Raw genomic sequence first — 23653 nt, 5'->3', positions numbered from 1 at the left:
AATCAGAGGTGTAAATGCATGCAAAGTAAAATTATTCTTTCTGCACTATTCGTAAGCATGGGGATAAAACTTATTAACGACACATGCTCAGTAACTGTTAACAAGGTACAAATTGAAAGCGAAAAATGGAATAATAAACAACCTCTTAGAATCATTCAAATATCAGACATGCATAATAGAAAGTTCGGAAAGAATAATGAAAAAGTGTTTCGTCAGTTAAAGAAATTTACACCAGATATCGTTCTAATAACTGGTGACTTAATTGATCGGAGTACAAAGGAATTCAGTCGTGTGAAAGGATTTATTCAAGAGCTAACATTAAACTATCCGCATGTTTTCTTTGTAAATGGAAATCATGAATGTGAACATCCAAGAGAACAGCAATTGCATCAGATTCTAATTGAAAATGGTGTGAAGATTCTTAATAATGAAAATAGTGTATGTAATGTCGAAGGTACTTCTGTAAACATTATCGGAATCAATGATGCTGCAACAGATCATGACGATTTACAAAAAGCAACAGACAGAGTAGACGGCAATTATTATACGATCTTACTTTCTCATGCTCCTAATATTGTTTGGAAAGAAGAAGAAGCAATTTCCCAAATGAATCTGATTTTATCAGGTCATACACATGGTGGGCAACTCCGGATACCTTTTATTGGAGCGCTAGTTATCCCAGAACAAAAATTCCCTGCAACGTATGATCAAGGCACGTATAAGCTAGATAAAGATTGTACGTTGTATATTGATCATGGATTAGGAACAACTCGATTGCCTGTTAGACTTTTCTGTAGAAGTCAAATCACATATATGGAAGTATTCCATAAGGAGAATTAGAAGAATATAATCGTGCGGCTAGCTTTTATCACTGCTAGCCATTTTTTAATATAAAAAAGAAGGAATTTGCGGATATTTATCGAATTATATTACTTAGAATGGTGTGTCGTAGCTATTCGCGTCGTTTTCTGCGCTTTCCCGGGTAATAAAACTAACCATTTCCATAAAAAAATACCTTTGAAAGTGAGGTCTCAAAGGTTGGAATTTTCTATTAACTTTCTACTATTACCTATAGGATAAAAGACGATTCAATGTTTTTTTCTCATGGTTGAACTTATCATGTGTAGCCTTAATAAGGTGTTGGAAGAGTTGACTACCATTTGCTTCTATTGCAGCTATTCCCTCACCAGTAATTCCACCTTTCACACAAACCTTTTCGATTAATTCCTCTAATGTAAAATGTCCATCCTCAAGTAGCTTACCAAAACCAATAAACATTTCTTGTAATAGAGTTGTTGCTTCTTGATACGATAAATCTGTTAAAGCATCCGCATCTTTAATATACTGTTCTGCTAAAAATGCAAAAAAGGCTGGTCCGCAAGAAACTAAATCAGAAGCTATTCTTACTTTTCCCTCTTCAATTCTAACAGGTTTTGAAAAGGATTTTGCCCATTCCTCTATCCAGAGTTTTTTTGATTCTGGCACTCTTTCCCCAAAAGTTAATAATGATACACCAGCTAAAGAGAAATTAGTAATACTAGGTATTAGTCGCATCACTTGGCAAGAAACATTCTGTTCAAGCTCTTCTACAGAAAAAGCACTTGTTATGGAAATAAGTAATTGGTCTTTTCTTAATTGCTCTCCAAGTATAGGTAGTACAGTGATAATATCCTTAGGCTTCACACATAAAAATACTACATCACAATGAGTAGTTATATCATGTATTTCTTCTACAACATGAATCTTAGGATATTTTTTTTGAAGTAATTCAGCTTTTGCGAGCGTACGATTTGTAACATACAATGCGGATGGATTGGTTACCTCTGCTTCCAATAAAGCAGTGACGATAACTTGCCCCATATTACCTGTTCCTATAACTCCCCAATTCAACATGCTCGCCTCCTTTGGTTGTTCTCTATCGTCATCATATGCCCGGAAAATATAAACTATGATAAAAGGGTGACATTATATGCAATTTTTCAAACAGTATTGGTATGTAATACTTATTGTTATTCTTATAGTAGGGGGAATGATATTTAAGAATGAAGATAACCCCCAAGAGACTAGCGTAATTTTGGAATCGAATGATGAAAATTCTCCTTTAAAACTAGAAAAAGAAAAGGTTGATACGGATGTTTTTGTAGATATAAAAGGTGAGATAAAAATGCCAGGTGTATACACATTAAAGGTAGGAGACAGGGTAGAAAACGCTATAGAGATAGCAGGAGGATTAACCGAAAATGCAGATAGTAACCAAATAAATATGGCTGAACGAGTCTATGATGAAATGGTTATTTATATTCCGTCTACACAAGAAGACGTAGGCATCTCAGAGGGTAATCAAACAGGAAACGATAAGATAAAAATTAATCTTGCTACGGCTGATGAATTAACATCACTTCCGGGTATTGGTCAGTCAAAAGCGAATGCAATTATCGAATATAGAGAACAGTATGGAACGTTTAATACGGTCGAAGACTTAACGAATGTAAGTGGAATTGGCGAGAAAACAGCCGAACGCTTAGCTGAATTTATTATTGTTCCATAGTATAATAAAAATGTCATAGATAGAGAAAGAGAGGAGAAGAGACATATGAAACGAATTTCTTGGCATCAATATTTTATGGCGCAAAGCCACTTACTAGCGTTACGCAGTACATGTCAACGACTCATGGTTGGAGCAACTATTGTAAGGGATAAGCGGATTATTGCAGGAGGATATAATGGGAGTGTGTCAGGAAGTGTCCATTGTATAGATGATGGGTGCTATGTCATAGAGGGACATTGTGTACGAACAATACATGCTGAAATGAATGCTATCCTACAATGTGCAAAATTTGGTGTCCCTACGGAAGGCGCAGAGATTTATGTCACACATTTTCCGTGTTTGAATTGTACAAAGGCCATTATTCAAAGTGGTATTAAAACAATTTATTATGCAGAAGATTATCGAAATCATCCATATGCTATGGAGTTACTAGAGCAAGTAGGAGTACATGTGCAAAAGGTTGAACTGGAACAAACACAACTAAAACTTAAATAGATACATACGCCAATATGGGACAAGGTGCAAATAAACGCGCTAATGTTAACTAACTTGAACGTCTGTTTAATGGATGTACTTTTGTCCCTACTTTTATTAAAGATAGGAGGTATGTAGTGAGTGGTCAATGGCATTGGCTAGTAATAGTATGTTCACTAGCTTATGTTGCAAAGTCTACAGATTTTCCCCTTATTTTCCTTCCCATTATTCTTCTTATCTTTCTTCACAAAAAGTTTAAACCGTTGTTTATATTGTTTTTAGTACTTCTGTTCTGCTTTTTTTATCTGTTGATCGTACCAAACAAATGGGAGTTGACCTGGACCGAAGATATCGTAACTTTTCGTGGGAATATAGTAAAACCACCGAAAGAAACAAATAAAACGATACAACTAGTCATTCAACCAGAGAATTCACCGGTACGAATCGAAGCACTCCATTTTAAAACAGAAGGAACGATTCCTCTTCAAGATATTCATCCAGGAATGACCTGTGAATTTACAGGGAAATTACAGGAAATACAACGAGCAACGAACCCGGGCCAATTTGATTACAAAGGATATGCTCAAACGGATAATATTTACGGACAAATTGTATTAGAACCTCCGTATTTACACGGTTGTAGTGGTAGTAATTTATTTACTAATTTGTATGCTATCCGGCATAAGATGATTGAACGTATTACTCTACACTCTAGTGAAGAAAGCAATGCGTGGCTATTAGCACTATTATTCGGAGATCGCTCTGCTATACCGGATGATGTAACGCAATTATTTCAGGAATGGGGATTGTCTCACCTATTAGCAATTTCCGGATTACATGTTGGATTATTAGCTGCGTGTTTTTATTTTCTATGTTTATATATCTTTAGGCTTTCCTATGAAAGAACAACTATGATTCTTATTTGTTTTTTCTCACTTTATCCACTATTATCCGGTGGTGCACCCTCCGTATGGCGTTCCTCTCTTTTCTATGTCATAATCCTAATTTTTTCTTTATCAAATAAAAAGTGGTCGTTTACAGACTTATTGAGTGTCGTTTTTCTATTGATGATCATTGTAGATCCAATCATTATTGAAAAAATTGCTTTTCAATTTAGTTTTATCGTTACGTTCACCATCCTACTATCAAGAAATATATTGAAAGGCTTATCTATCCATTGGGGATCGCTCGTAATTAGCTTAATTAGTATGCTTGCCATATTGCCCATCCAACTTTATCATTTCTATCAGCTGCAGCCTTTATCCGTTCTTGTAAACTTTTTTGTAATTCCTTATTTTTCAATTTTTGTTATGCCAACATTATTAGTACTTGTAATAACCATGCCTTTTAATCCAATTCACACATTCCTCGATTTTTTATTTATTCAAGTACATGAACGTTTTCTGGATGTATTGTTTATTGTAGACGAGCTATTACTGGATCCATGGGTTGTTGGTCAATTTCCCCTTGAATACTTTTTGGTATATTATTGCTTTTTCTTCTTGATGATGAAAGCATGGGACAGTGGACTTTTAAAGAAGAGTTTTATCTATGGATTGTTATTAACTTTGTTAGTAATGATCGTAAGTGTCACGCCTTTTCTGAAAAATGAAGCAAGGATAACAATGCTTGATATAGGACAAGGAGATGCTATTGTAGTTGAAACATCCAAACGAGAAGGAGTGTATCTCATTGATGCAGGGGGGACTTTTTCTTTCTTGGATAATCAGCCTTCTAATCAAGTGTTTAAACAGGTAATTGACCCGTATTTGAAATATCGGGGTATTACATCGATTGATGGTATTTTTTTAACTCATGAGGATACGGATCATATTGGGAGTGTTCCGTTTATTTTGGATCAATATAAAGTGGATACTATTTATACGCATCCTTATTTTGATCCGGATATTTTAAGACAGTTCCAAGCAATAAGTCCGCAAACAAAATTTGAATTCTTAATAACAGGGGAAAGCTATGGTGTAAAAGGGTTTACATTTACTGTTCTTCATCCTGGGCATGATAGTAAAGATAGAAATGAAAACTCACTCGTCCTGTATGCAAATTTTGGTCAAATTGAAGGTTTATTAACAGGGGATATTGGGGTTGAAACGGAAGAGTTGATCGTTAACAAACTAACACCACTTCAAGTTGATTTCATAAAAGTTGCACATCATGGTAGTAATACTTCAACAGGGCAATATTTCTTAGAAAAAGTAAATCCTAATGCTGCATTCATATCTGTTGGAAGGAACAACCGATATGGTCATCCACACGATGAGGTATTAGAACGTCTTGAAAAAAATGATATCGCAGTTTGGCGAACCGATAAACATGGAGCGATTTCAATAAAAATTAATCAAGGAAGTGGAACGATTACGACTTATTTGCCATATGATGAAGTAGAGAGAGTTGATGAGCACTAATGGATTGTCTGTTAGTAAGAGATATTCTATATTTTACAACACTCTAATAAAAAAACTTGACAAAACAATTGCTTTGCCAAGTTTCTTTGTAAAAGATTTCTTTGTTAACTAATTTAGTGCGTCGAAAATTACCCCAATAAAAAATATAATCATGAAGAATAAAAATGAAGCCACAAATCCAACACCAGCGTCTATAATATCAGGACGTTTTGACTGTGGATCTTTTTCGAATTCGTTCATTCTGATTGCCTCCCTTATACTTATCGCAGTATTCCCTTACTTAGCAAGACTTAACAACCATAAAAAACAGATTTTAGAACAATCTATATAGTGACAAAAACATCGCCTTGTTATTGGACTTCCCGGGACCTTTAATAAGGCGTTTATATAGATTGCTGAGGGAGGACTTCTGTCGCTCCCTCTTTATTTTCTAACTTAAGATAACTATAATTCCTTAAATTATCCATCATATGTAAAGCCGTAAAGAAATTACTGCCATTGATACTTTAACCATTCTTATTATACAATAAAACATATTGTGAAATATTTCAACTTTAAAATAAAGACAGGCTCCTGTAAATGAGCTTAGTTGGGAAAGTTTTTTGAGGTGGTAAGATGGATTATTTAGAGTGTATGCAACAAATAAAAAAAGATAAAATAGCTCCCGTTTATTATTTGTACGGAACAGAGAATTATATGACTGATATGTTACGAGCTACTTTAACAAAGAAAATTGTCGAACCGGAAGACTTAGATACTAATTTATCAACATATGACTTAGAGGAAACAACGATACAAGAAGTAATAATCGATGCGGAAACTTTCCCGTTTTTTGGAGAACGAAAGCTTATAATTGCTCATAACGCAGATTTCCTTAAAGCAAAACCATCCGTAACTGACATACTACATCAGCCGGAATCATTAATAACGTATTTGGAAAATCCTGCACCTTATACTGTGTTGGTTGTTATAGCGCCTTACGAGAAAGTAGATGAGCGGAAAAAAATCGTAAAAGCATTAAAAAAGCATGCTGCGTTTGTAGAATGCCAACCCTTAAAAGAATATAATATGCAACAAACTGTAAAAACGCTTGCGAATGATCTACATATTACAGTTTCAAATCAAGTGGTTGATTTTTTAATTGAGACAATTGGCTCAAACTTAATGGTGATTCAGTCGGAGTTAGAAAAAATGGCTTTGTATGCAGGTGCCGGAAATGAAATTCAACTAGAGACAGCAAAATTACTTATTTCGGAACAAGAGAATAGTACAGCCTTCCAACTTGTTGATGCTGTATTAACGAGTGATTTAAAAGCCGCAATTAATATTAAAAAGGATTTGGAAAAGAAGGGCGAGGATCCGATAGGAATGCTAGCACTTATAACATCTCAGTTCCGGACTATTTTACAAGTTAAAGTGTTAAAACAAAAAGGTTACACACAGCAACAAATAGCACAGCAATTAAAGATTCATCCATATACAGCAAAATTAGCATTAAATAGGCAGGCTAGCTTTACATTTGCTGAGTTAAAAAAAATGATTGATAAAATGGCTGAGACAGACTTACAAATGAAGACAGGAGCAATGGACAAAAGCATAGCCTTTGAGCTACTACTTTACTATTTAATCCAAGAGAGACATAAAAACAATACTAAACCCAGCCTTGCTTAAGGCTGGGTTTAGATGTGAAAAATCGTAATTAAGCTCCTAGACCTTTCAAATGCTTAGCGAGGCGAGCTTTTTGACGATTCCCGTTATTTTGATGAACTAATCCTTTTTGGACCGCTTTATCGATTTTTTTAACCGCAGTAAGGTATGCTGCTTTCGCTCCCTCTACGTCTTTTTTCTCGATTAACTTTTCAACTTTCTTAATATGTGAACGCATTTCAGATTTCACAGGTTGGTTAAGTAAACGACGATCTTCATTAGTACGTACTCGTTTAATTGCTGATTTAATATTAGCCAATATCTTCACCTCCATATTGCTTCATACCCGGTTTTTTCAGGTCAAAAGTCATTTTACCAAAGCTCACCCTTTTTTTCAATAAAAAATTGCTTTACTGACGCTCCTCAATTCATTAATTATTTAACGCATGATAAAAGCTGAGTTGGAGAAAAATAAATTTATCATCATTAGAGGAGTGGAATGAAGTGGATGAGAAGTCTTTTGAAATACGTACTGATCTCGCAGTAGAAGCAAAAGATATGTACGTTAGTCGACAAACGAAGAAAGAATCAGAAATACCTGGTGTGAACATTAAAGAACGAAAAGAAGGCCGTATACGTGTTACTCAAGTAGAAGTGGATGAAACGGGATCCGAGCATATAGGAAAGAAAAAAGGCTCTTACCGAACCATTTATTCGGAAGCAATTAAGCAACAAGATACTAAATATATTGAAGAGACTGCTAAAGTATTTGCTAAAGAATTACTAGATTTGCTTGAGAAAAATAATATTTCTAAAGATGATTCCGTTTTAATTGTTGGATTAGGAAATAGAAACGTAACACCAGATGCGTTAGGTCCATTAACTACTGATAAAGTTTTAGTAACCAATCACTTATTTCTTTACGAGCCACAATATGTAAAGGAAGGGTACCGAAAAGTCGCACTCATGGAGCCCGGAGTGATGGGGGTTACTGGAATTGAAACGAGCGATATTATACTTGGTGTGGTAGAAAAGTATAAACCGGATTGTGTAATTGCAGTAGACGCATTAGCAGCGCGATCAATGGAACGAGTAAACACAACAATTCAATTATCGGACTCGGGTATTCATCCAGGATCTGGTGTTGGTAATAAACGAAAAGAATTAAGTAAACAGACATTAGGAATTCCAGTAATTGCTGCTGGAGTCCCTACGGTTGTCGATGCTGTAACTATAACGAGTGATGCGATAGACTTTACATTAAAACATTTTGGAAAAGAGGTCAGGGAGAAGGATAAGCCGTCAAAATCATTAACCCCTGCTGGAATGACCTTTGGAAAAAGGAAATTATCTGAGGAAGATATGCCCTCGAACGAACAAAAAGAGAAGTTTTTCGGGATGATTGGTACTTTAAACAATCAAGAGAAACGTGCTTTAATTACCGAGGTACTTTCTCCTTTGGGACATAATTTAATGGTTACTCCTAAAGAAGTGGATGGTTATATGAAAGATATGGCGCATTTAATAGCAGAAGGTCTGAATGCAGCATTACACGAAAATGTAACGGTTGAGAATTTTGGATCCTATTCTAGATAATCATAAACATCTAATCTAAAAGGAAAAGTCATTTGGCTTTTCCTTTTTTTGTTCTACTCTCTATTGCATCCACATACACTCTAGTAGAGTTGATAGGCTGTGATAGAAAGGGGAGAAAGATGACACTACGTAAACAATCAAAAAAAGTAATCTTATTATCAAAAAATAAAGTTTTTTTAATCCTAGCAATATTTATTACATCATTTTTTTCCATGTTTATTCTAGTAGGAATGATGACAAGTTTAGATCCATCTTATCGAGTTGCTTCCCATACTGTTAAAAAATGGACTTCAGAGGTTAGTGAATTGCACTATTTAACATTAATGGCTGGAGAAAATCGATTATTTGAAGAAGCTTTACCCGAAGGAGAAGAACCAATTGATATAGGGAGAGTACTATTTGAATTAGGTACAAACGTGCGTGTACATGACGTAAGAAGTTTATTAGGTAGGGAGTTGCCTGGGTTTAATTTTTATGATCGAGAAATATTGATTGCAGGAGAAGGTACCGATTTTACTAATTTGACAGTAGAATCTACTCCTCCTTTAGAAATTGTATTAGAAGAAAGAGAAGCAACGATACCAGAGGAGTTAGAAGAAGAGAAAAAGCCGGCTCCTACACCTAATGATAATAAGAAGGCTGTTTATATATACAATACCCATAACCGAGAGTCCTTTTTACCATATCTACCGAACACAGATGAACCAAATGATGCATTTCATAAAGATATAAACATTACGAGAGTAAGTGAACAACTAGGAAAAGATTTATCTAAATTTGGAATCGGCTCGCAAGTGGAGAAAGCGGATATTGGTTCGATGCTGGTGGAAAGAGATTGGAATTATTCGAGAGATTCTTATAAGGCTTCTAAGGAAGTCGTTACAGCAGCATTAGCAGAAAATCAGGATATACAGTATGTATTTGATCTACATCGAGATAGTGTGAGAAAGGATATTACAACGAAGGAAATAGACGGGAAAAATTATGCGAGACTTATGTTTGTAATTGGCGGGGACAACCCTAATTTTGAGGCAAACTTTGCATTAGCAAATAGATTGCACCATGCCCTTGAAGAAAAATTCCCCGGATTGAGTAGAGGCGTAGAGAAATATGGTGGAGAAGGCAGGAATGGTGTATACAACCAAGATGTCTCGAATAATGCACTACTAATTGAGTTTGGAGGTGTTGATAATACATTTGAAGAACTCAATAATACTTCCGCAGTCTTTGCAGAAATTTTTAGTGAAATCTATTTTGAAGCTGAGAAAGTATCCAAGGAGGAAGGTCAGTGAGATTCCTATTAACCTGTTTGTTATTAGTTGCTATTTTTTCTCTAGGTGTTTATATGGGAGGGAATACGAGCTCTGAAAACTCTTCAGAGCCACCAGTTCCCGAGGTTGAGTTTGTCGATACTACTTCAATAAAGGAAGAAGTTGAGGAAAGTACTGTCGAGATTGTACCGTTGGAAGCAGAAGATTATGAGCCAAGTGTTTTATACACATTTGCGGAAAATGGTGGAAATGCAATTGGGAAAGTAGCGAATAGTATCCTAACAGTTTGTAGTGAATTTATTGATATATTGTTCTAGCTTATTAAAAATAGATATGTAAATTTACTTGTCTTCGTTATAGATATTAGTCGGTTTGTAGCAATTTTGTTTCAAATTTAAATCAGGAATAATTGAACATCTTGCTACAGACTGCTATAATCTAACCTAGTATTGACGTGCTATATAGGAGTTGAATGACGTTGACAAACATAAAAAAACAGAGCAATGTAAGGAATTTTTCCATCATTGCACATATCGATCATGGAAAATCGACATTAGCTGATCGTATTTTAGAACATACAAAAGCACTTACATCAAGGGAAATGAAAGAGCAGTTTCTAGATGCGATGGATCTAGAACGCGAACGCGGAATTACGATTAAATTAAATGCTGTTCAATTAAAATATATCCGAGAAAATGGGGAGGAATATATTTTCCATTTGATTGATACACCAGGTCATGTCGACTTTACATATGAAGTTTCGCGGAGTCTTGCCGCTTGTGAAGGTGCTATTCTTGTAGTTGATGCGGCTCAAGGGATTGAAGCACAAACTTTAGCTAACGTATACTTGGCATTAGACAATGATTTAGAAATCATCCCTGTGATTAATAAGATTGACCTGCCAAGTGCAGATCCTGAACGTGTTAAAAAGGAAATAACGGATGTTATTGGAATTGATGGGGACGAAGCTATTTTAGCAAGTGCTAAAGCTGGAATTGGTATTGAAGATATTTTAGAACAGATAGTTGAACGAATTCCTGAACCCGAAGGCAAATCAGAGGACCCATTAAAAGCGTTAATCTTTGACTCTCTGTATGATCCATATCGTGGTGTTATTGCCTATGTCTGTATTAAAGAAGGTAGTGTTAAAGTAGGCGATAAAATAAAGATGATGGCGACAGGGAAAGAGTTCGAAGTAAATGAAGTTGGTGTATTTAATCCAAAGCCATCAAAACTTGATTACTTAACAGTCGGTGATGTTGGTTATATCACTGCTTCTATTAAGAATATTATGGATACACAAGTCGGGGACACGATAACATTAGCTAATAATGAAGCAACAGATCCACTTCCTGGTTACCGAAAGCTAAACCCGATGGTGTTCTGTGGTCTTTACCCTGTAGATGCAGCAGATTATAACGATTTACGGGAAGCATTAGAGCGATTAGAATTAAACGATTCTTCTCTTCAATATGAAGCAGAAACGTCCCAGGCGCTTGGGTTTGGATTCCGTTGTGGATTTTTAGGATTACTTCATATGGAAATAATCCAAGAACGTATTGAACGTGAATTTGGTATTAATCTCATTACTACTGCACCAAGTGTAGTATACAAAGTAGTTAAAACAGATGGAGAGGAAATCATTATCGATAACCCTTCCGAAATGCCAGATAATCAATCGATCCAAGAGGTTCAAGAACCTTTTGTAGAAGCAACAATTATGGTGCCTAATGATTTCGTAGGTGCGGTTATGGAAATTTGCCAGAAAAAACGAGGCGAATATAAAGATATGCAGTATCTTAATGATAATCGAGTAAACGTTATTTACGAAATTCCTTTATCAGAGATTGTGTATGACTTTTTTGATCAATTAAAATCGAATACAAAAGGATATGCTTCGTTTGATTATGAGATGATCGGTTATAAAGCGTCTAATTTAGTGAAGATGGATATCCTATTAAATGGCGATACAATAGATGCTCTTTCTTTCATTGTTCATCGTGACTTTTCGTTCGATCGAGGAAAGCAAATTGCAGAGAAACTAAAGACACTTATTCCTAGACAACAGTTCGAAGTGCCGATTCAAGCAGCAATCGGGAATAAAATTGTTGCAAGGACGAATATTAAAGCGATGCGTAAGAATGTTCTAAGTAAGTGTTATGGTGGTGACATTTCTAGAAAGAGAAAATTACTTGAAAAACAAAAAGAAGGTAAGAAACGTATGAAGATGGTTGGATCTGTAGAAGTACCACAAGAAGCATTTATGGCCGTCTTAAAAATGGATGATGATTAATACATTTAAAGTACACATATAGAAATAGTAATTGAAAAGAAATCGCTGCTTGTTATTCTTTTTATAACGACAGTTGATTTCTTTTCTGTTTTAATTAAAAAGAGCAGGGAGTTTATAAATCAACTTGGATTTGTCTAGCTCCTGCGCTTAAATGTATTCTGTGGCAAAGAGCGCCACGTCAAGCCTTACTAAAGCTTGTCGAGGTTGGACAAGGCGCCTGCGCTTTTCTATGTGAGAATTCGATATTTAGAGGAGGGGAAGTATGATCACTTCCGCATATATTCATATACCGTTTTGTGAAAAGCTCTGCCACTATTGTGACTTTACGAAGTTTTTTTATGATGAAAAAATGGCAGATGAATACCTTGTAGCACTTGAAAAAGAAATTAGTACGGCTATTGAACAACCGAGGAAAAAAATGAAGACAATCTTTGTTGGAGGTGGAACTCCGACAGCCCTAAATAATCGTCAGCTATTACAATTAGTCGAAATGATCGCACATTATTTTGATGTGAGCGGAGTAGAAGAATATACCTTCGAAGCTAATCCAGGTGACTTAACAAAAGAGAAGATTGATATATTGGTTAGTCATGGAGTGAATCGTATATCAATGGGCGTTCAAGATTTTAACGACGAAATGCTGGAAAAATTAGGCCGACTTCACCGAGTAAAAGATGTGTATCAAAATGTGAATGATTTACAAAATGCAGGACTTACGAATATTAGTATAGACTTAATGTTTAGTTTGCCTAACCAAACGATGGAGCATTTTTCGAAGACTCTTGAAGAAGCGATTTCATTTAATTTACCACATTATTCTGCTTATTCTTTACAAATAGAACCAAAAACGGTTTTTTATCAACGTTATAAAAAAGGTACACTATCTAAACCACCAGAAGAAGTGGAAGCAGACATGTATGAATTGTTACGTAAAAGAATGAGAGAAGAAGATAAGAACCAATATGAAATTAGTAATTTTGCAAGAGCTGGTTACGAAAGTAAGCACAATCTAACGTATTGGAACAATGAGTATTATTATGGGTTTGGCGCTGGAGCGAGTGGCTATTTACCAGGATATCGAACAATTAATGTTCGTCCATTCCCAGCGTATGTAAAAGAAGCTCAAGCATCCGGAAAACCTGTATTATACACGGATGAGATTACAAAAAAAGAGCGCATTGAAGAAGAGATGTTCCTTGGTTTACGAAAAAGTGAGGGAGTTTCATTACAATCGTTCTATTCAAAATATCATTTGGATTTGAAAAAAATATATAGTGATACGTTTGAAAAGCTTATGCAGAAAGGCTGGATGGAACTAAGTGATGGGTTTGTTCGTTTAACGGAAGATGGAAAACCTTTTGGAAACGAAGTATTTCAAGAATTTCTATTAGAAGACGATGTTTGGGAGCAATGGAAAGACGCTATTAAAGAGTCTTAAGCCTAGAAAAAAGGCAGCATTATTGATTGACAATTCTTTCTCTATTTGATAATTTAATAATAGATTTAGCACTCATAATAAGGGAGTGCTAACAGAGGTGATCATCATGCTTACACAAAGGCAACTTCAGGTTTTACAAGTAATAATTGATGAATTCATCCATACAGCTCAGCCAATAGGATCTCGTGCCATTGCTAAAAAGGGTGAAATCTCTTTTAGTTCGGCTACGATTCGGAATGAAATGGCAGATTTAGAAGACATGGGACTTATTGAAAAAACCCATACTTCTTCAGGACGTGTTCCGTCCGAAAGAGGTTATCGCTTCTATGTTGATCATTTACTTTCTCCGATTCGTCTTTCGCAAGCAGAAATGCAACGGATTGGCTTAGCTTTCGAAAAGGACTACATTCACTTTGAAAAGGTGGTCCAAGAATCTGCACGGATTCTATCTGAATTAACAAATTATACATCAATTATACTTGGACCAGAAGTATTTAATAGTACTTTACGTCAGATTCAAATAATCAGTCTTTCTGAAAATACTGCAGTCGCAATTCTTGTAACAAATAATGGCCATATGGAGCATCGTTATTTCAATGTGCCAAAAATGATGAAGATGTCTGATTTAGAGCGTTTAGTAAATATTTTAAATGACCGATTAGCAGGTGTACCGTTAATCCAACTTAAAGAAAAACTTTACGGAGAAATAACCGAGCTTCTGATGAAATACAGTGAAGATTTTGAATCTACCTACTATTTGCTTCAACAAGCTCTGCTAGAAGAGCAGCCTGTAAAGCTATATGTAGATGGTATTTCTAATATCATGTATCAACCAGAATTTAAAGATATTGAAAAAGTACAATCATTATTTACGGTAATGGAACAGGAAGATGAAATGGTTAATCTTCTTCGTAAGTCAGATGAAGGTATTCGTGTTTCTATCGGTCAGGAGATTGAATTAGACGCCATGCAAGATTGTAGTTTAATTACAGCAACTTATACTTTGGACAATAGTCATTTAGGTACGATTGCTTTACTGGGGCCTACTAGAATGGATTATTCTCGAGTTATTTCATTGCTAAATGTATTATCAAAGCAGATGAGTAAATCTCTTGATGGATTGTATTGATGAAGAGAGAAAGGGGTATGGTTGTACTATGCTCTTTTCTCTTGTATGTGTTATCGTTGAAAAGTTTATCAATTTATGTTTATGTATAGAGTGGTCTATAGGAGGTGACTGGAATGGAAAAAGAACAACAAGATGAATTAAAAGATGAAACAGTTGAAGCTGAAGAAATGGATATTGATAACATTCCTGAAGAAAAATTGGACGAACAGAAAGATGAACAAAATGAAGAAGCAGTTGTAAGCATAGAGGATTATCAAAAACTTGTGAACGAACATAAAGAAATGGAAGAGCGATTGTTACGTGTTCAGGCCGAATATGATAACTTTAGAAAAAGATCGCAACGCGAAAAGGAAGCGTCCTTAAAATATAAATCACAAGATGTAATAGAGGAATTGCTTCCGGTTATGGATAATTTCGAGCGAGCTTTACAAGTAGAGGCACATGATGAAGCGGCAAAGAATATTATTCAGGGAGTAGACATGATCTATCGTCAGCTCCATACGGTTCTTGAGAATCAAGGAGTTTCAGAAATCAAAACTGTTGGTGAGGTATTTGACCCTAATCTACATCAAGCCATTGCTCAAGTGAATGAGGAAGGGTTTGAATCAGGTCAGATTACTGAAACCTTGCAAAAGGGATATCAATTAAAAGATCGTGTAATCAGACCAGCAATGGTGAAGGTAAACGAATAATTACATAGTATAGTCAAGGAGGAAATTGTCTTATGGGAAAAATAATTGGTATTGATTTAGGAACAACAAACTCTTGTGTTGCTGTAATGGAAGGTGGAGAACCACAAGTTGTAGCAAACCCTGAGGGTAATCGTACAACTCCTTCCGTTGTTTCCTTTAAAAACGGAGAACGACAAATTGGAGAAGTAGCTAAACGACAAGCTATTACGAACCCAAATACGATTCAATCGATTAAACGTCATATGGGTACAGATTATAAGGAAGAAATTGAAGGTAAGGATTATACGCCTCAAGAAATTTCGGCAATCCTTTTACAATACTTAAAGTCATATGCGGAAGATTACTTAGGTGAAAAGGTAGATAAAGCAGTTATTACAGTTCCAGCTTATTTTAATGATGCGGAAAGACAAGCAACAAAAGATGCTGGTAAAATCGCTGGTTTAGAAGTTGAGCGTATTATTAACGAGCCAACTGCGGCAGCTTTAGCTTACGGTATTGATAAAGCAGATCAGGATCAAACTGTACTTGTATATGACCTTGGTGGGGGAACATTTGACGTTTCTATTCTTGATATTGGAGACGGAACTTTCGAAGTAATTGCTACAGCGGGTGATAATCGCCTAGGTGGAGATGATTTCGACCAAGTAATTATGGATTATATGGTACAAGAATTTAAAAAAGAAAATGGTGTTGATCTTTCTCAAGATAAGATGGCACAACAACGATTAAAAGATGCAGCTGAAAAGGCGAAAAAAGATTTGTCAGGTGTATCTCAAACGCAAATTTCGCTTCCGTTTATCACAGCAGGTGAAGCAGGTCCACTTCATTTAGAAATGACACTAACACGTGCTAAATTTGAGGAACTTTCCTCTGATCTTGTAGAGCGTACGATGGGGCCAACTCGTCAAGCAATGCGAGACGCAGATCTGTCACCAAGCGAAATCGATAAAGTTATCCTAGTAGGTGGATCTACTCGTATTCCTGCAGTACAAGAAGCGATTAAAAAAGAAATCGGCAAAGATCCTTCTAAAGGAGTAAACCCAGACGAAGTAGTTGCATTAGGTGCAGCAATTCAAGGTGGAGTACTTCAAGGTGACGTGAAAGACGTAGTTCTATTAGACGTTACCCCTCTATCCCTAGGTATTGAAACAATGGGTGGAGTGTTTACGAAGTTAATCGAGAGAAATACTACGATTCCAACTAGCCATTCACAAGTTTTCTCAACTGCAGCAGATAATCAAACGGCTGTTGATATCCATGTACTACAAGGTGAACGGGAAATGGCAGCTAATAACAAGACACTTGGCCGTTTCCAACTGACGGACATTCCACCAGCACCACGTGGCGTTCCACAGATAGAAGTTAAATTTGATATCGATGCGAACGGTATTGTAAATGTACATGCAAAAGATTTAGGTACAAACAAAGAACAGTCTATTACTATTCAGTCTTCTTCTGGTCTTAGTGAAGATGAAATAGATAAAATGGTAAGAGAAGCTGAAGAAAATGCTGAAGAAGATAAAAAACGTCGTGAAGAAGTAGAATTAAGAAACGAAGCTGACCAATTGGTTTTCCAAACGGATAAGACGTTAGAAGATCTTGGTGATAAAGTGTCTGACGAAGAGAAGCAATCAGCACAAGAAGCGAAAGAGGAATTGAAGAAAGCTATTGAGTCCGATGATCTTGAGCAAATCAAGGCAAAGAAAGAGGCACTAGAACAACAAGTTCAGGCTCTGACTGTAAAATTGTATGAGCAAGCACAACAACAAGCACAGCAAGCTCAACAGGCAGATGGCTCAGCTACTGGCTCCGAGGAGCAAGCGGATGACGTAGTAGATGCTGATTACGAAGAAGTAGACGATGAAGATAAAAAATAAGCAGGAATTGTAAGGTGAAAAGTCAAAGTCAAACATAGGTGGCTTTGACTTTTCCCATGTTATAAAAGGTCTTTCATTTCTGTTGTTATCTCGGTAATTGAATGTTAAGATAAAATTTATGTTAAGTTCGGGAGCGTGATTCGTTAGTGAGCAAAAGAGACTATTATGAGGTTCTAGGTGTATCGAAGAGTGCCTCCAAAGAAGAGATAAAAAAAGCATACCGTAAACTTGCAAGACAGTATCATCCAGACGTGAACAAAGAAGCAGGTACAGAGGAAAAATTCAAAGAAGTAAAAGAAGCATATGAAGTTTTAGGTAATGAACAAAAGAGAGCCCAATATGATCAATTTGGCCATGCAGGTCCACAAAGTCAAGGCTTTGGTGGTGGCGGCTTTAGTGCTGAAGATTTCGGTGGTTTTGGCGACATATTTGATATGTTCTTTGGTGGTGGCCGAAGACGCGATCCAAATGCACCACAACAAGGAAACGACCTTCAATATACGATGACAATTGAATTCGAAGACGCAATCTTTGGAAAGGAAATGGATATCCATATTCCAAAAGAAGAATCTTGTGATACTTGTCACGGAAGCGGTGCGAAACCAGGTACTTCAGCTGATACGTGTCATCATTGTAATGGAAGCGGTCAGTTAAATGTTGAACAACAAACACCATTTGGAAGGGTAGTTAATCGACGCGTTTGTCATCATTGTCAAGGTTCTGGTAAATTAATTAAAGAAAAATGTACTACCTGTGCAGGAGCAGGTAAGGTGAAAAAACGTAAGAAGATTAGTATTAAAATTCCAGCTGGTATACATGATGGTCAACAAATTAGAGTAACTGGTCAAGGAGAAGCTGGAGTGAATGGTGGTCCTGCAGGTGACTTATTTGTTGTTGTTCAAGTAAAGGAACACGAATTTTATGAGAGAGATGGCGACAATATCTTCTGTGAAATGCCATTAACGTTTGCGCAAGCAGCACTCGGTGATGAAATCGAGGTTCCTACCTTATATGGAAAAGTCAAACTGAAAATCCCAGCTGGAACGCAAACAGGTCGAACTTTCCGATTGAAAGGGAAAGGTGCGCCAAACCTTAGAGGTTATGCACAAGGTGATCAACATATCAAAGTTCGGGTTATTACCCCAACGAATTTAAGTGAGCAACAAAAGAGTTTATTACGTGAATTGAATGAATTAGCGGGAAACCAACCAGCTGATGAACATGAAGATTCTTTTTTTCAACGAGTGAAAAAGGCGTTTAAAGGAGATTCATAATCCTATTGAAAAGTGAGTTGATTCTGTTTGAAGTGGACAGAGTTAAGTATTTATACAACTAACGAAGCTGTTGAGCCAATATCTAATATACTACATGAAGCTGGCTCAGGTGGAGTAGTTATTGAAGATAGTCAAGACCTAAAAAAAGAAAAGAAGGGTTCCTTCGGAGAGATCTATGAATGGGATACTGACAGTTTCTCAGAGGAAGGCGTAAGGCTAAAGGCTTATTTACCTGTAAATAGCTTTTTAGGTGAGACGATATCCGAGATCAAGCAAGCAATTACTAACTTAATTTCATATGACATTGATATTGGCCTTAATAAAATCACATTAACTGAAGTAAATGAAGAAGATTGGGCAACCGCGTGGAAGAAATACTATAAGCCTGTGAAAGTCTCTGAAAGAATAACTATTACACCAACGTGGGAAGAATATAATAAAGAGTCAGCGAATGAGATTGTTATTGAGTTGGACCCCGGGATGGCATTTGGAACAGGAACACATCCAACTACGGTATTGAGTATTCAAGCTCTTGAGAGGCATATTCGTAAGGGTAACCAAGTGATGGACGTAGGATGTGGATCTGGAGTCCTCTCAATTGCAAGTATTTTATTAGGCGCAGACCATGTATTGGCACTAGATTTGGATGATGTAGCAGTACAAACTACGAAAGCAAATATGAAAGTTAATCACTTAGTAAATGAGATTACAGTAAAACAAAACAATCTATTAGAAGGTATAACAGCACAAGTAGAGGTCATTGTCGCAAATATTTTAGCCGAAATTATTCTTCAATTTGAGAAGGATGCTTTTCAACTACTCAAACCGGATGGGATTTTCATCACGTCTGGAATCATCCAAACTAAAAAAGAAGAAGTAAAAGAAGCGCTTATAAATGCAGGTTTTGCTATTCTAGAAATCAATGAGATGGAAGATTGGGTATCCATCATAGCTAGAAAGCCAAGATGAAAGTAGGAACGTAAATGCAACGATATTTTGTCCCATACGAGAATTGGAATGGTGATACTGTCTCAATCAAACAAGATGATTACCACCATATTGTCCGTGTAATGAGAATGAAGATTGGTAATCAAGTTGTTGTTGTGCACCCAAAAGATGGAGCGGCAATCACAACCATAGTAGATATTAACGACAATTCAGTGACATGTAGGATTGATAGTTGGCCTGACTACGATACCGAACTTCCCGTGGATGTAACAATTGGTCAAGGAGTACCTAAAGGGGAAAAATGGGAGTGGATTCTCCAAAAAGGAACGGAGTTAGGTGCGAAACAGTTCATCTCTTTTCAAGCAGAAAGATCAGTAGTAAAATGGGATGAGAGAAAACTCGTTAAAAAGACTTCACGTTGGGAAAAGATAGTAAAAGAAGCAAGTGAACAATCTCATCGTAATTTTATCCCATCTGTTCAGTGGATGAATAGGTGGGAGGAATTTCTTGAATACAGTAAAACATTTGATATCCGTTTATTTGCATATGAAGAAGAGGCTAAGCATTTGTCATCTGTATCACTTCATTCCGTCTATCAAACAATTAACCCAGGTGCTAAAATACTTATATGTATCGGTCCAGAGGGCGGCTTTTCTGAAAAAGAGGCAAGAGACTTGAGATCGCATGAATTTCAATCGATTCGCCTAGGTCCTAGAATATTACGAACAGAGACAGCACCTCTATATGCATTAGCAAGCTTATCCTACTACTTTGAAGAAATGAGGTGATGAAATGCCAACAGTGGCTTTTCATACATTAGGTTGTAAAGTTAACCATTACGAAACAGAAGGTATATGGAATAGATTTAAATCAGAAGGATACGAGCGTGTAGATTTCGATCAACATGCAGAGGTATATGTTATTAATACATGTACCGTAACGAACACGGGAGACAAAAAAAGTCGCCAAGTGATCAGAAGAGCAGTAAGGAAAAATCCCGATGCTGTTATTTGTGTTACAGGTTGCTATGCACAGACCTCACCAGGTGAGATTATGGAAATCCCAGGTGTTGATGTTGTTGTAGGAACCCAAGATCGTGGTAAGATGATTGCGTATATTGAAGAACATTTAGAACACCGACTACCAATTAACGGTGTTTCGAATATAATGAAAAATCGTGTATTTGAAGAAATGGATGTACCAGATTTCTCGGATCGTACGAGAGCATCGCTTAAAATTCAAGAAGGTTGTAACAATTTCTGTACGTTTTGTATCATTCCATGGTCGCGAGGTTTGCTACGTTCTCGTAAGCCAGAGAACGTCTTAAAGCAAGCGCAACAGTTAGTGGATGCTGGATATAAAGAAATTGTACTGACCGGAATTCATACTGCGGGTTATGGGGAAGATATGAAAGATTATAACTTCGCTCAATTACTGCATGAACTTGAAACTAACGTAAGAGGGCTAAAAAGAATTCGTATTTCCTCTATCGAAGCTAGCCAGATAACAGATGAGGTAATTGATGTTCTAAATTCTTCGGAAAAAATAGTACCACATTTACATATTCCTCTACAATCTGGCTCGGATACAGTTTTAGAGCGTATGAGACGTAAGTATTCTACAGAATTTTACAAACAAAGAGTGAATAAAATCAAGAAGATTTTTCCTAATCTTGCTATTACTTCTGATGTCATCGTTGGCTTTCCAGGTGAAACAGAGGAAGAGTTTCAGGAGACAATGGACTTTGTAAAAGAAATTGGTTTCTCTGAGCTACATGTTTTTCCATTCTCCCGTCGTACAGGGACACCTGCAGCACGAATGGATAACCAGGTAGACGATGAGGTGAAAAATCGTCGTGTGCAGCAATTAATTGATTTATCTAATGAACAAGCTCTTTCATACGCAAAAAATTATGAAAATGAAGTGTTGGAAGTCATACCTGAAGAATCATTAGATGAAGAAAATCCTAATGTTCTTGTTGGTTATTCAGATAATTATATGAAAGTAAAATTTGAAGGATCATCGGACTTAATAGGCCAAATTGTAAGAGTAAAAGTAACAAAAGCAGGGTACCCTTATAATGAAGGAGTTTTTGTACGGGTGATGGATGACGCTGCTTTATCTATTTAGTACCCATTACCATAGTTGCTCTATAAGAGAGTTACTATGGTTTTTTATATTAAATCCCCACGCTATTCGCAAAAAAATATTTGGAGGTAAGCTAATGAATACTCAAGAGATAGCAAAAATGATTGATCATACATTATTAAAGCCAGAAACTACGAAATCACAAATCGATCAATTACTTAAAGAAGCAAAAGAATATCGATTTGCTTCCGTTTGTATCAATCCATCATGGGTGAAGTATGCGAGCGAACAATTGCAAGGTACAGAAGTAAAAGTATGTACGGTTATAGGTTTTCCTTTAGGAGCTACGACAACAGAGGCAAAAGTTTTCGAAGCAAAACAAGCAATTGAGAATGGTGCAAATGAAATAGATATGGTGATAGCTATTGGACAATTGAAATCAGGTAACACGGACTATGTAAAAAATGATATAGAACAAGTGAAGAAAGCAGCTGGTAAGGATATTATTGTTAAAGTGATCATTGAAACAACATTATTAACAAATGAAGAGAAAGAGATAGCTTGTAAACTGTCCCAGGAAGCTGGTGCTGATTTTGTTAAAACATCAACTGGTTTTGCAGGTGGGGGTGCCACAGTAGAAGATGTGCAATTAATGCATCGAGTTGTCGGGAGTGATTTGCAAATTAAGGCTTCAGGAGGCGTACGTAATTTAGATGATGCCTTACAAATGATAGAAGCAGGGGCATCTAGACTTGGAGCCAGTGCAGGTGTAGATATATTAAACGGCTTAGAGTCAAAAACGGACTATTAACAGCCACATATTTAGCTGAAAATCAAATCAATCGAAGAGATGAAATTGAGTTACACGAAAAATCAGATGGTTTTTGGATTTCGGATCCTTGTGGAACGATTCTTCGTGTTAATCCTAAAATAAAGTAACGAATGGGAAATATTTAGGAGAAAGATAAGTATATAAGTGAAGCGATATAGAAAACGAACATTGGATACAAATCTATCAATATGTCGTTTTCTATGTTGTTGTTTTGCGTATTTTTAAAAATAAATTATGGAATGTATCGATTACATAGATAGAGCAAATGGATTTTATCCAAGAATCTCAAACATTCATAATCGCTTGCCGATATGGAAAGAAAAACAGTTGACCTCATAAAAAACGTATATTATAATGGCAAATAGACATATGTGATCATACATATGCAGCATAATTTGGTCTTATGCTTCGGAGGGAGGGAAATTAGCATGTCTAACACAACTCGCGTTCGTAAAAACGAGTCTCTTGATGATGCTCTTCGTCGCTTTAAACGTAGTGTATCTAAATCTGGTACATTAAGTGAATACCGTAAGCGTGAATTTTATGAGAAACCTAGTGTACGTCGTAAGAAAAAATCTGATGCAGCTAGAAAGCGTAAATTTTAAAGAGGGTGTAGTCTGATGGCAGTTACAGAGCAGTTAAATCTGGACATGAAACAAGCCATGAAGGATAAGGATAAGCTAAAGCTAGGTACCATTCGAATGGTAAAAGCAGCTTTCCAAAATGAAGCTATTAAATTTAAAAAAGATTCATTATCTGAAGATGAAGAATTAACTGTACTAGCTAGAGAGCTAAAACAGCGTAAGGATTCCCTCCAGGAATTTGAAGAAGCTGGACGTCAAGATTTAGTCGATAAGCTGCATGAAGAGATTGAAGTTATACAAGCATATATGCCTGAACAACTCTCTGATGAAGAACTCGAGCAAATTGTTCAGCAAACGATAGAGGAAGTGCAAGCTGAATCTAAAAAAGACATGGGTAAAGTAATGGGCGCGTTGATGCCTAAAGTAAAAGGTAAGGCAGATGGAAATAAAGTGAATCAACTCGTCCAAAAACATTTATCTTAATGTTGACATAAAATCCTTAACCATTTAATGGTTAAGGATTTTTGCATATATGAAAT

General features: G+C 36.3%; 23 protein-coding genes. 20 read left to right on the top strand and 3 right to left on the bottom strand.

All coding sequences use genetic code 11. The features are described from left to right. Nucleotides 1-18 precede the first annotated feature (18 nt). Nucleotides 19-840: a metallophosphoesterase gene (locus tag GGQ92_RS03130; RefSeq protein ID WP_184244444.1), complete on the top strand. Its 822-nt coding sequence runs from the start codon at nucleotides 19-21 to the stop codon at nucleotides 838-840. Nucleotides 841-1065: 225 nt separating this feature from the next. On the opposite strand, the gene comER is transcribed toward GGQ92_RS03130, so the two are convergent. After that, nucleotides 1066-1890, bottom strand: coding sequence for a late competence protein ComER (gene comER, locus GGQ92_RS03125; RefSeq protein WP_184244442.1), 825 nt, complete (start codon nucleotides 1888-1890; stop codon nucleotides 1066-1068). Between the two features lie 79 nt (nucleotides 1891-1969). Between comER and GGQ92_RS03120 the strand changes: the two genes are divergently transcribed. The 3 genes from GGQ92_RS03120 to GGQ92_RS03110 all read left to right on the top strand — a co-directional run bounded on the left by GGQ92_RS03120 (nucleotide 1970) and on the right by GGQ92_RS03110 (nucleotide 5445). Further along, on the top strand, nucleotides 1970-2548 hold the full coding sequence (locus tag GGQ92_RS03120) for a helix-hairpin-helix domain-containing protein (RefSeq protein ID WP_184244440.1): 579 nt from the start codon (nucleotides 1970-1972) through the stop codon (nucleotides 2546-2548). Nucleotides 2549-2593: 45 nt separating this feature from the next. Then, nucleotides 2594-3043, top strand: a complete 450-nt coding sequence (locus GGQ92_RS03115) for a ComE operon protein 2 (protein WP_184244438.1) — start codon at nucleotides 2594-2596, stop codon at nucleotides 3041-3043. Nucleotides 3044-3159: 116 nt separating this feature from the next. Further along, nucleotides 3160-5445, top strand: coding sequence for a DNA internalization-related competence protein ComEC/Rec2 (locus tag GGQ92_RS03110; RefSeq protein WP_184244436.1), 2286 nt, complete (start codon nucleotides 3160-3162; stop codon nucleotides 5443-5445). A 108-nt stretch (nucleotides 5446-5553) separates the two neighbouring features. On the opposite strand, the gene GGQ92_RS03105 is transcribed toward GGQ92_RS03110, so the two are convergent. Then, entirely contained in the window at nucleotides 5554-5685 is a 132-nt protein-coding gene (locus GGQ92_RS03105) for a YqzM family protein (RefSeq protein WP_184244434.1), read from the bottom strand. Between the two features lie 375 nt (nucleotides 5686-6060). Here GGQ92_RS03105 and holA point away from each other — a divergent pair, with 375 nt between their 5' ends. After that, entirely contained in the window at nucleotides 6061-7116 is a 1056-nt protein-coding gene (holA, locus tag GGQ92_RS03100) for a DNA polymerase III subunit delta (protein WP_184244432.1), read from the top strand. A gap of 28 nt (nucleotides 7117-7144) precedes the next feature. On the opposite strand, the gene rpsT is transcribed toward holA, so the two are convergent. Continuing rightward, nucleotides 7145-7411, bottom strand: a complete 267-nt coding sequence (gene rpsT, locus GGQ92_RS03095; RefSeq protein ID WP_184244430.1) for a 30S ribosomal protein S20 — start codon at nucleotides 7409-7411, stop codon at nucleotides 7145-7147. A 185-nt stretch (nucleotides 7412-7596) separates the two neighbouring features. On the opposite strand from rpsT, the gene gpr reads away from it, so the two are divergent. The 15 genes from gpr to GGQ92_RS03020 all read left to right on the top strand — a co-directional run bounded on the left by gpr (nucleotide 7597) and on the right by GGQ92_RS03020 (nucleotide 23597). Beyond that, nucleotides 7597-8688, top strand: a complete 1092-nt coding sequence (gpr, locus tag GGQ92_RS03090; protein ID WP_184244428.1) for a GPR endopeptidase — start codon at nucleotides 7597-7599, stop codon at nucleotides 8686-8688. Nucleotides 8689-8807: 119 nt separating this feature from the next. Continuing rightward, nucleotides 8808-9980: a stage II sporulation protein P gene (gene spoIIP, locus GGQ92_RS03085; RefSeq protein ID WP_184244426.1), complete on the top strand. Its 1173-nt coding sequence runs from the start codon at nucleotides 8808-8810 to the stop codon at nucleotides 9978-9980. Next, nucleotides 9977-10276, top strand: a complete 300-nt coding sequence (locus tag GGQ92_RS03080; RefSeq protein WP_184244425.1) for a hypothetical protein — start codon at nucleotides 9977-9979, stop codon at nucleotides 10274-10276. The genes spoIIP and GGQ92_RS03080 overlap by 4 nt, the downstream gene beginning before the upstream one ends. A gap of 161 nt (nucleotides 10277-10437) precedes the next feature. Further along, nucleotides 10438-12252 (top strand): translation elongation factor 4, encoded by a 1815-nt coding sequence (gene lepA / locus GGQ92_RS03075; protein WP_425486368.1) that lies wholly within the window; start codon nucleotides 10438-10440, stop codon nucleotides 12250-12252. 262 nt (nucleotides 12253-12514) lie between these two features. Beyond that, nucleotides 12515-13690, top strand: coding sequence for a radical SAM family heme chaperone HemW (gene hemW, locus GGQ92_RS03070; RefSeq protein WP_184244421.1), 1176 nt, complete (start codon nucleotides 12515-12517; stop codon nucleotides 13688-13690). A gap of 106 nt (nucleotides 13691-13796) precedes the next feature. Continuing rightward, nucleotides 13797-14819: a heat-inducible transcriptional repressor HrcA gene (gene hrcA / locus GGQ92_RS03065; protein ID WP_184244418.1), complete on the top strand. Its 1023-nt coding sequence runs from the start codon at nucleotides 13797-13799 to the stop codon at nucleotides 14817-14819. Nucleotides 14820-14932: 113 nt separating this feature from the next. Then, nucleotides 14933-15511, top strand: coding sequence for a nucleotide exchange factor GrpE (gene grpE / locus GGQ92_RS03060; RefSeq protein ID WP_184244416.1), 579 nt, complete (start codon nucleotides 14933-14935; stop codon nucleotides 15509-15511). 32 nt (nucleotides 15512-15543) lie between these two features. Next, nucleotides 15544-17388, top strand: a complete 1845-nt coding sequence (gene dnaK / locus GGQ92_RS03055; RefSeq protein ID WP_184244414.1) for a molecular chaperone DnaK — start codon at nucleotides 15544-15546, stop codon at nucleotides 17386-17388. 146 nt (nucleotides 17389-17534) lie between these two features. Then, nucleotides 17535-18662, top strand: a complete 1128-nt coding sequence (gene dnaJ / locus GGQ92_RS03050; RefSeq protein ID WP_184244411.1) for a molecular chaperone DnaJ — start codon at nucleotides 17535-17537, stop codon at nucleotides 18660-18662. Nucleotides 18663-18689: 27 nt separating this feature from the next. Beyond that, complete coding sequence (gene prmA, locus GGQ92_RS03045) at nucleotides 18690-19631, top strand: 50S ribosomal protein L11 methyltransferase (protein ID WP_184244409.1); 942 nt, start codon at nucleotides 18690-18692, stop codon at nucleotides 19629-19631. Between the two features lie 14 nt (nucleotides 19632-19645). Next, on the top strand, nucleotides 19646-20398 hold the full coding sequence (locus tag GGQ92_RS03040) for a 16S rRNA (uracil(1498)-N(3))-methyltransferase (RefSeq protein WP_184244407.1): 753 nt from the start codon (nucleotides 19646-19648) through the stop codon (nucleotides 20396-20398). 4 nt (nucleotides 20399-20402) lie between these two features. Then, nucleotides 20403-21740, top strand: coding sequence for a tRNA (N(6)-L-threonylcarbamoyladenosine(37)-C(2))-methylthiotransferase MtaB (gene mtaB, locus GGQ92_RS03035; protein ID WP_184244405.1), 1338 nt, complete (start codon nucleotides 20403-20405; stop codon nucleotides 21738-21740). Between the two features lie 94 nt (nucleotides 21741-21834). Beyond that, a complete protein-coding gene (gene deoC / locus GGQ92_RS03030) occupies nucleotides 21835-22509 on the top strand; it encodes a deoxyribose-phosphate aldolase (protein WP_184244403.1) in 675 nt (224 codons plus the stop codon). Between the two features lie 449 nt (nucleotides 22510-22958). Then, entirely contained in the window at nucleotides 22959-23135 is a 177-nt protein-coding gene (gene rpsU, locus GGQ92_RS03025) for a 30S ribosomal protein S21 (RefSeq protein WP_184244401.1), read from the top strand. Nucleotides 23136-23150: 15 nt separating this feature from the next. Then, complete coding sequence (locus GGQ92_RS03020) at nucleotides 23151-23597, top strand: GatB/YqeY domain-containing protein (protein WP_184244399.1); 447 nt, start codon at nucleotides 23151-23153, stop codon at nucleotides 23595-23597. Nucleotides 23598-23653: the final 56 nt, after the last annotated feature.

Source organism: Gracilibacillus halotolerans, assembly GCF_014206945.1.
In the GTDB taxonomy this organism is placed as follows: domain Bacteria; phylum Bacillota; class Bacilli; order Bacillales; family Amphibacillaceae; genus Gracilibacillus; species Gracilibacillus halotolerans.
Note: the sequence above shows the minus strand (reverse complement) of the source record. Positions and strands in the feature narration are given on the sequence as shown.

Bases quoted from the DNA above. Each gene is read 5' to 3' on its own strand.
- hemW (WP_184244421.1), top strand. From the start codon at position 12,515: ATGATCACTTCCGCATATATTCATATACCGTTTTGTGAAAAGCTCTGC.
- GGQ92_RS03115 (WP_184244438.1), top strand. From the start codon at position 2,594: ATGAAACGAATTTCTTGGCATCAATATTTTATGGCGCAAAGCCACTTA.
- GGQ92_RS03120 (WP_184244440.1), top strand. From the start codon at position 1,970: ATGCAATTTTTCAAACAGTATTGGTATGTAATACTTATTGTTATTCTT.
- holA (WP_184244432.1), top strand. From the start codon at position 6,061: ATGGATTATTTAGAGTGTATGCAACAAATAAAAAAAGATAAAATAGCT.
- mtaB (WP_184244405.1), top strand. From the start codon at position 20,403: ATGCCAACAGTGGCTTTTCATACATTAGGTTGTAAAGTTAACCATTAC.
- GGQ92_RS03040 (WP_184244407.1), top strand. From the start codon at position 19,646: ATGCAACGATATTTTGTCCCATACGAGAATTGGAATGGTGATACTGTC.
- rpsU (WP_184244401.1), top strand. From the start codon at position 22,959: ATGTCTAACACAACTCGCGTTCGTAAAAACGAGTCTCTTGATGATGCT.
- GGQ92_RS03020 (WP_184244399.1), top strand. From the start codon at position 23,151: ATGGCAGTTACAGAGCAGTTAAATCTGGACATGAAACAAGCCATGAAG.
- GGQ92_RS03130 (WP_184244444.1), top strand. From the start codon at position 19: ATGCAAAGTAAAATTATTCTTTCTGCACTATTCGTAAGCATGGGGATA.
- GGQ92_RS03105 (WP_184244434.1), bottom strand. From the start codon at position 5,685: ATGAACGAATTCGAAAAAGATCCACAGTCAAAACGTCCTGATATTATA.
- hrcA (WP_184244418.1), top strand. From the start codon at position 13,797: ATGCTTACACAAAGGCAACTTCAGGTTTTACAAGTAATAATTGATGAA.
- spoIIP (WP_184244426.1), top strand. From the start codon at position 8,808: ATGACACTACGTAAACAATCAAAAAAAGTAATCTTATTATCAAAAAAT.
- grpE (WP_184244416.1), top strand. From the start codon at position 14,933: ATGGAAAAAGAACAACAAGATGAATTAAAAGATGAAACAGTTGAAGCT.
- deoC (WP_184244403.1), top strand. From the start codon at position 21,835: ATGAATACTCAAGAGATAGCAAAAATGATTGATCATACATTATTAAAG.
- dnaK (WP_184244414.1), top strand. From the start codon at position 15,544: ATGGGAAAAATAATTGGTATTGATTTAGGAACAACAAACTCTTGTGTT.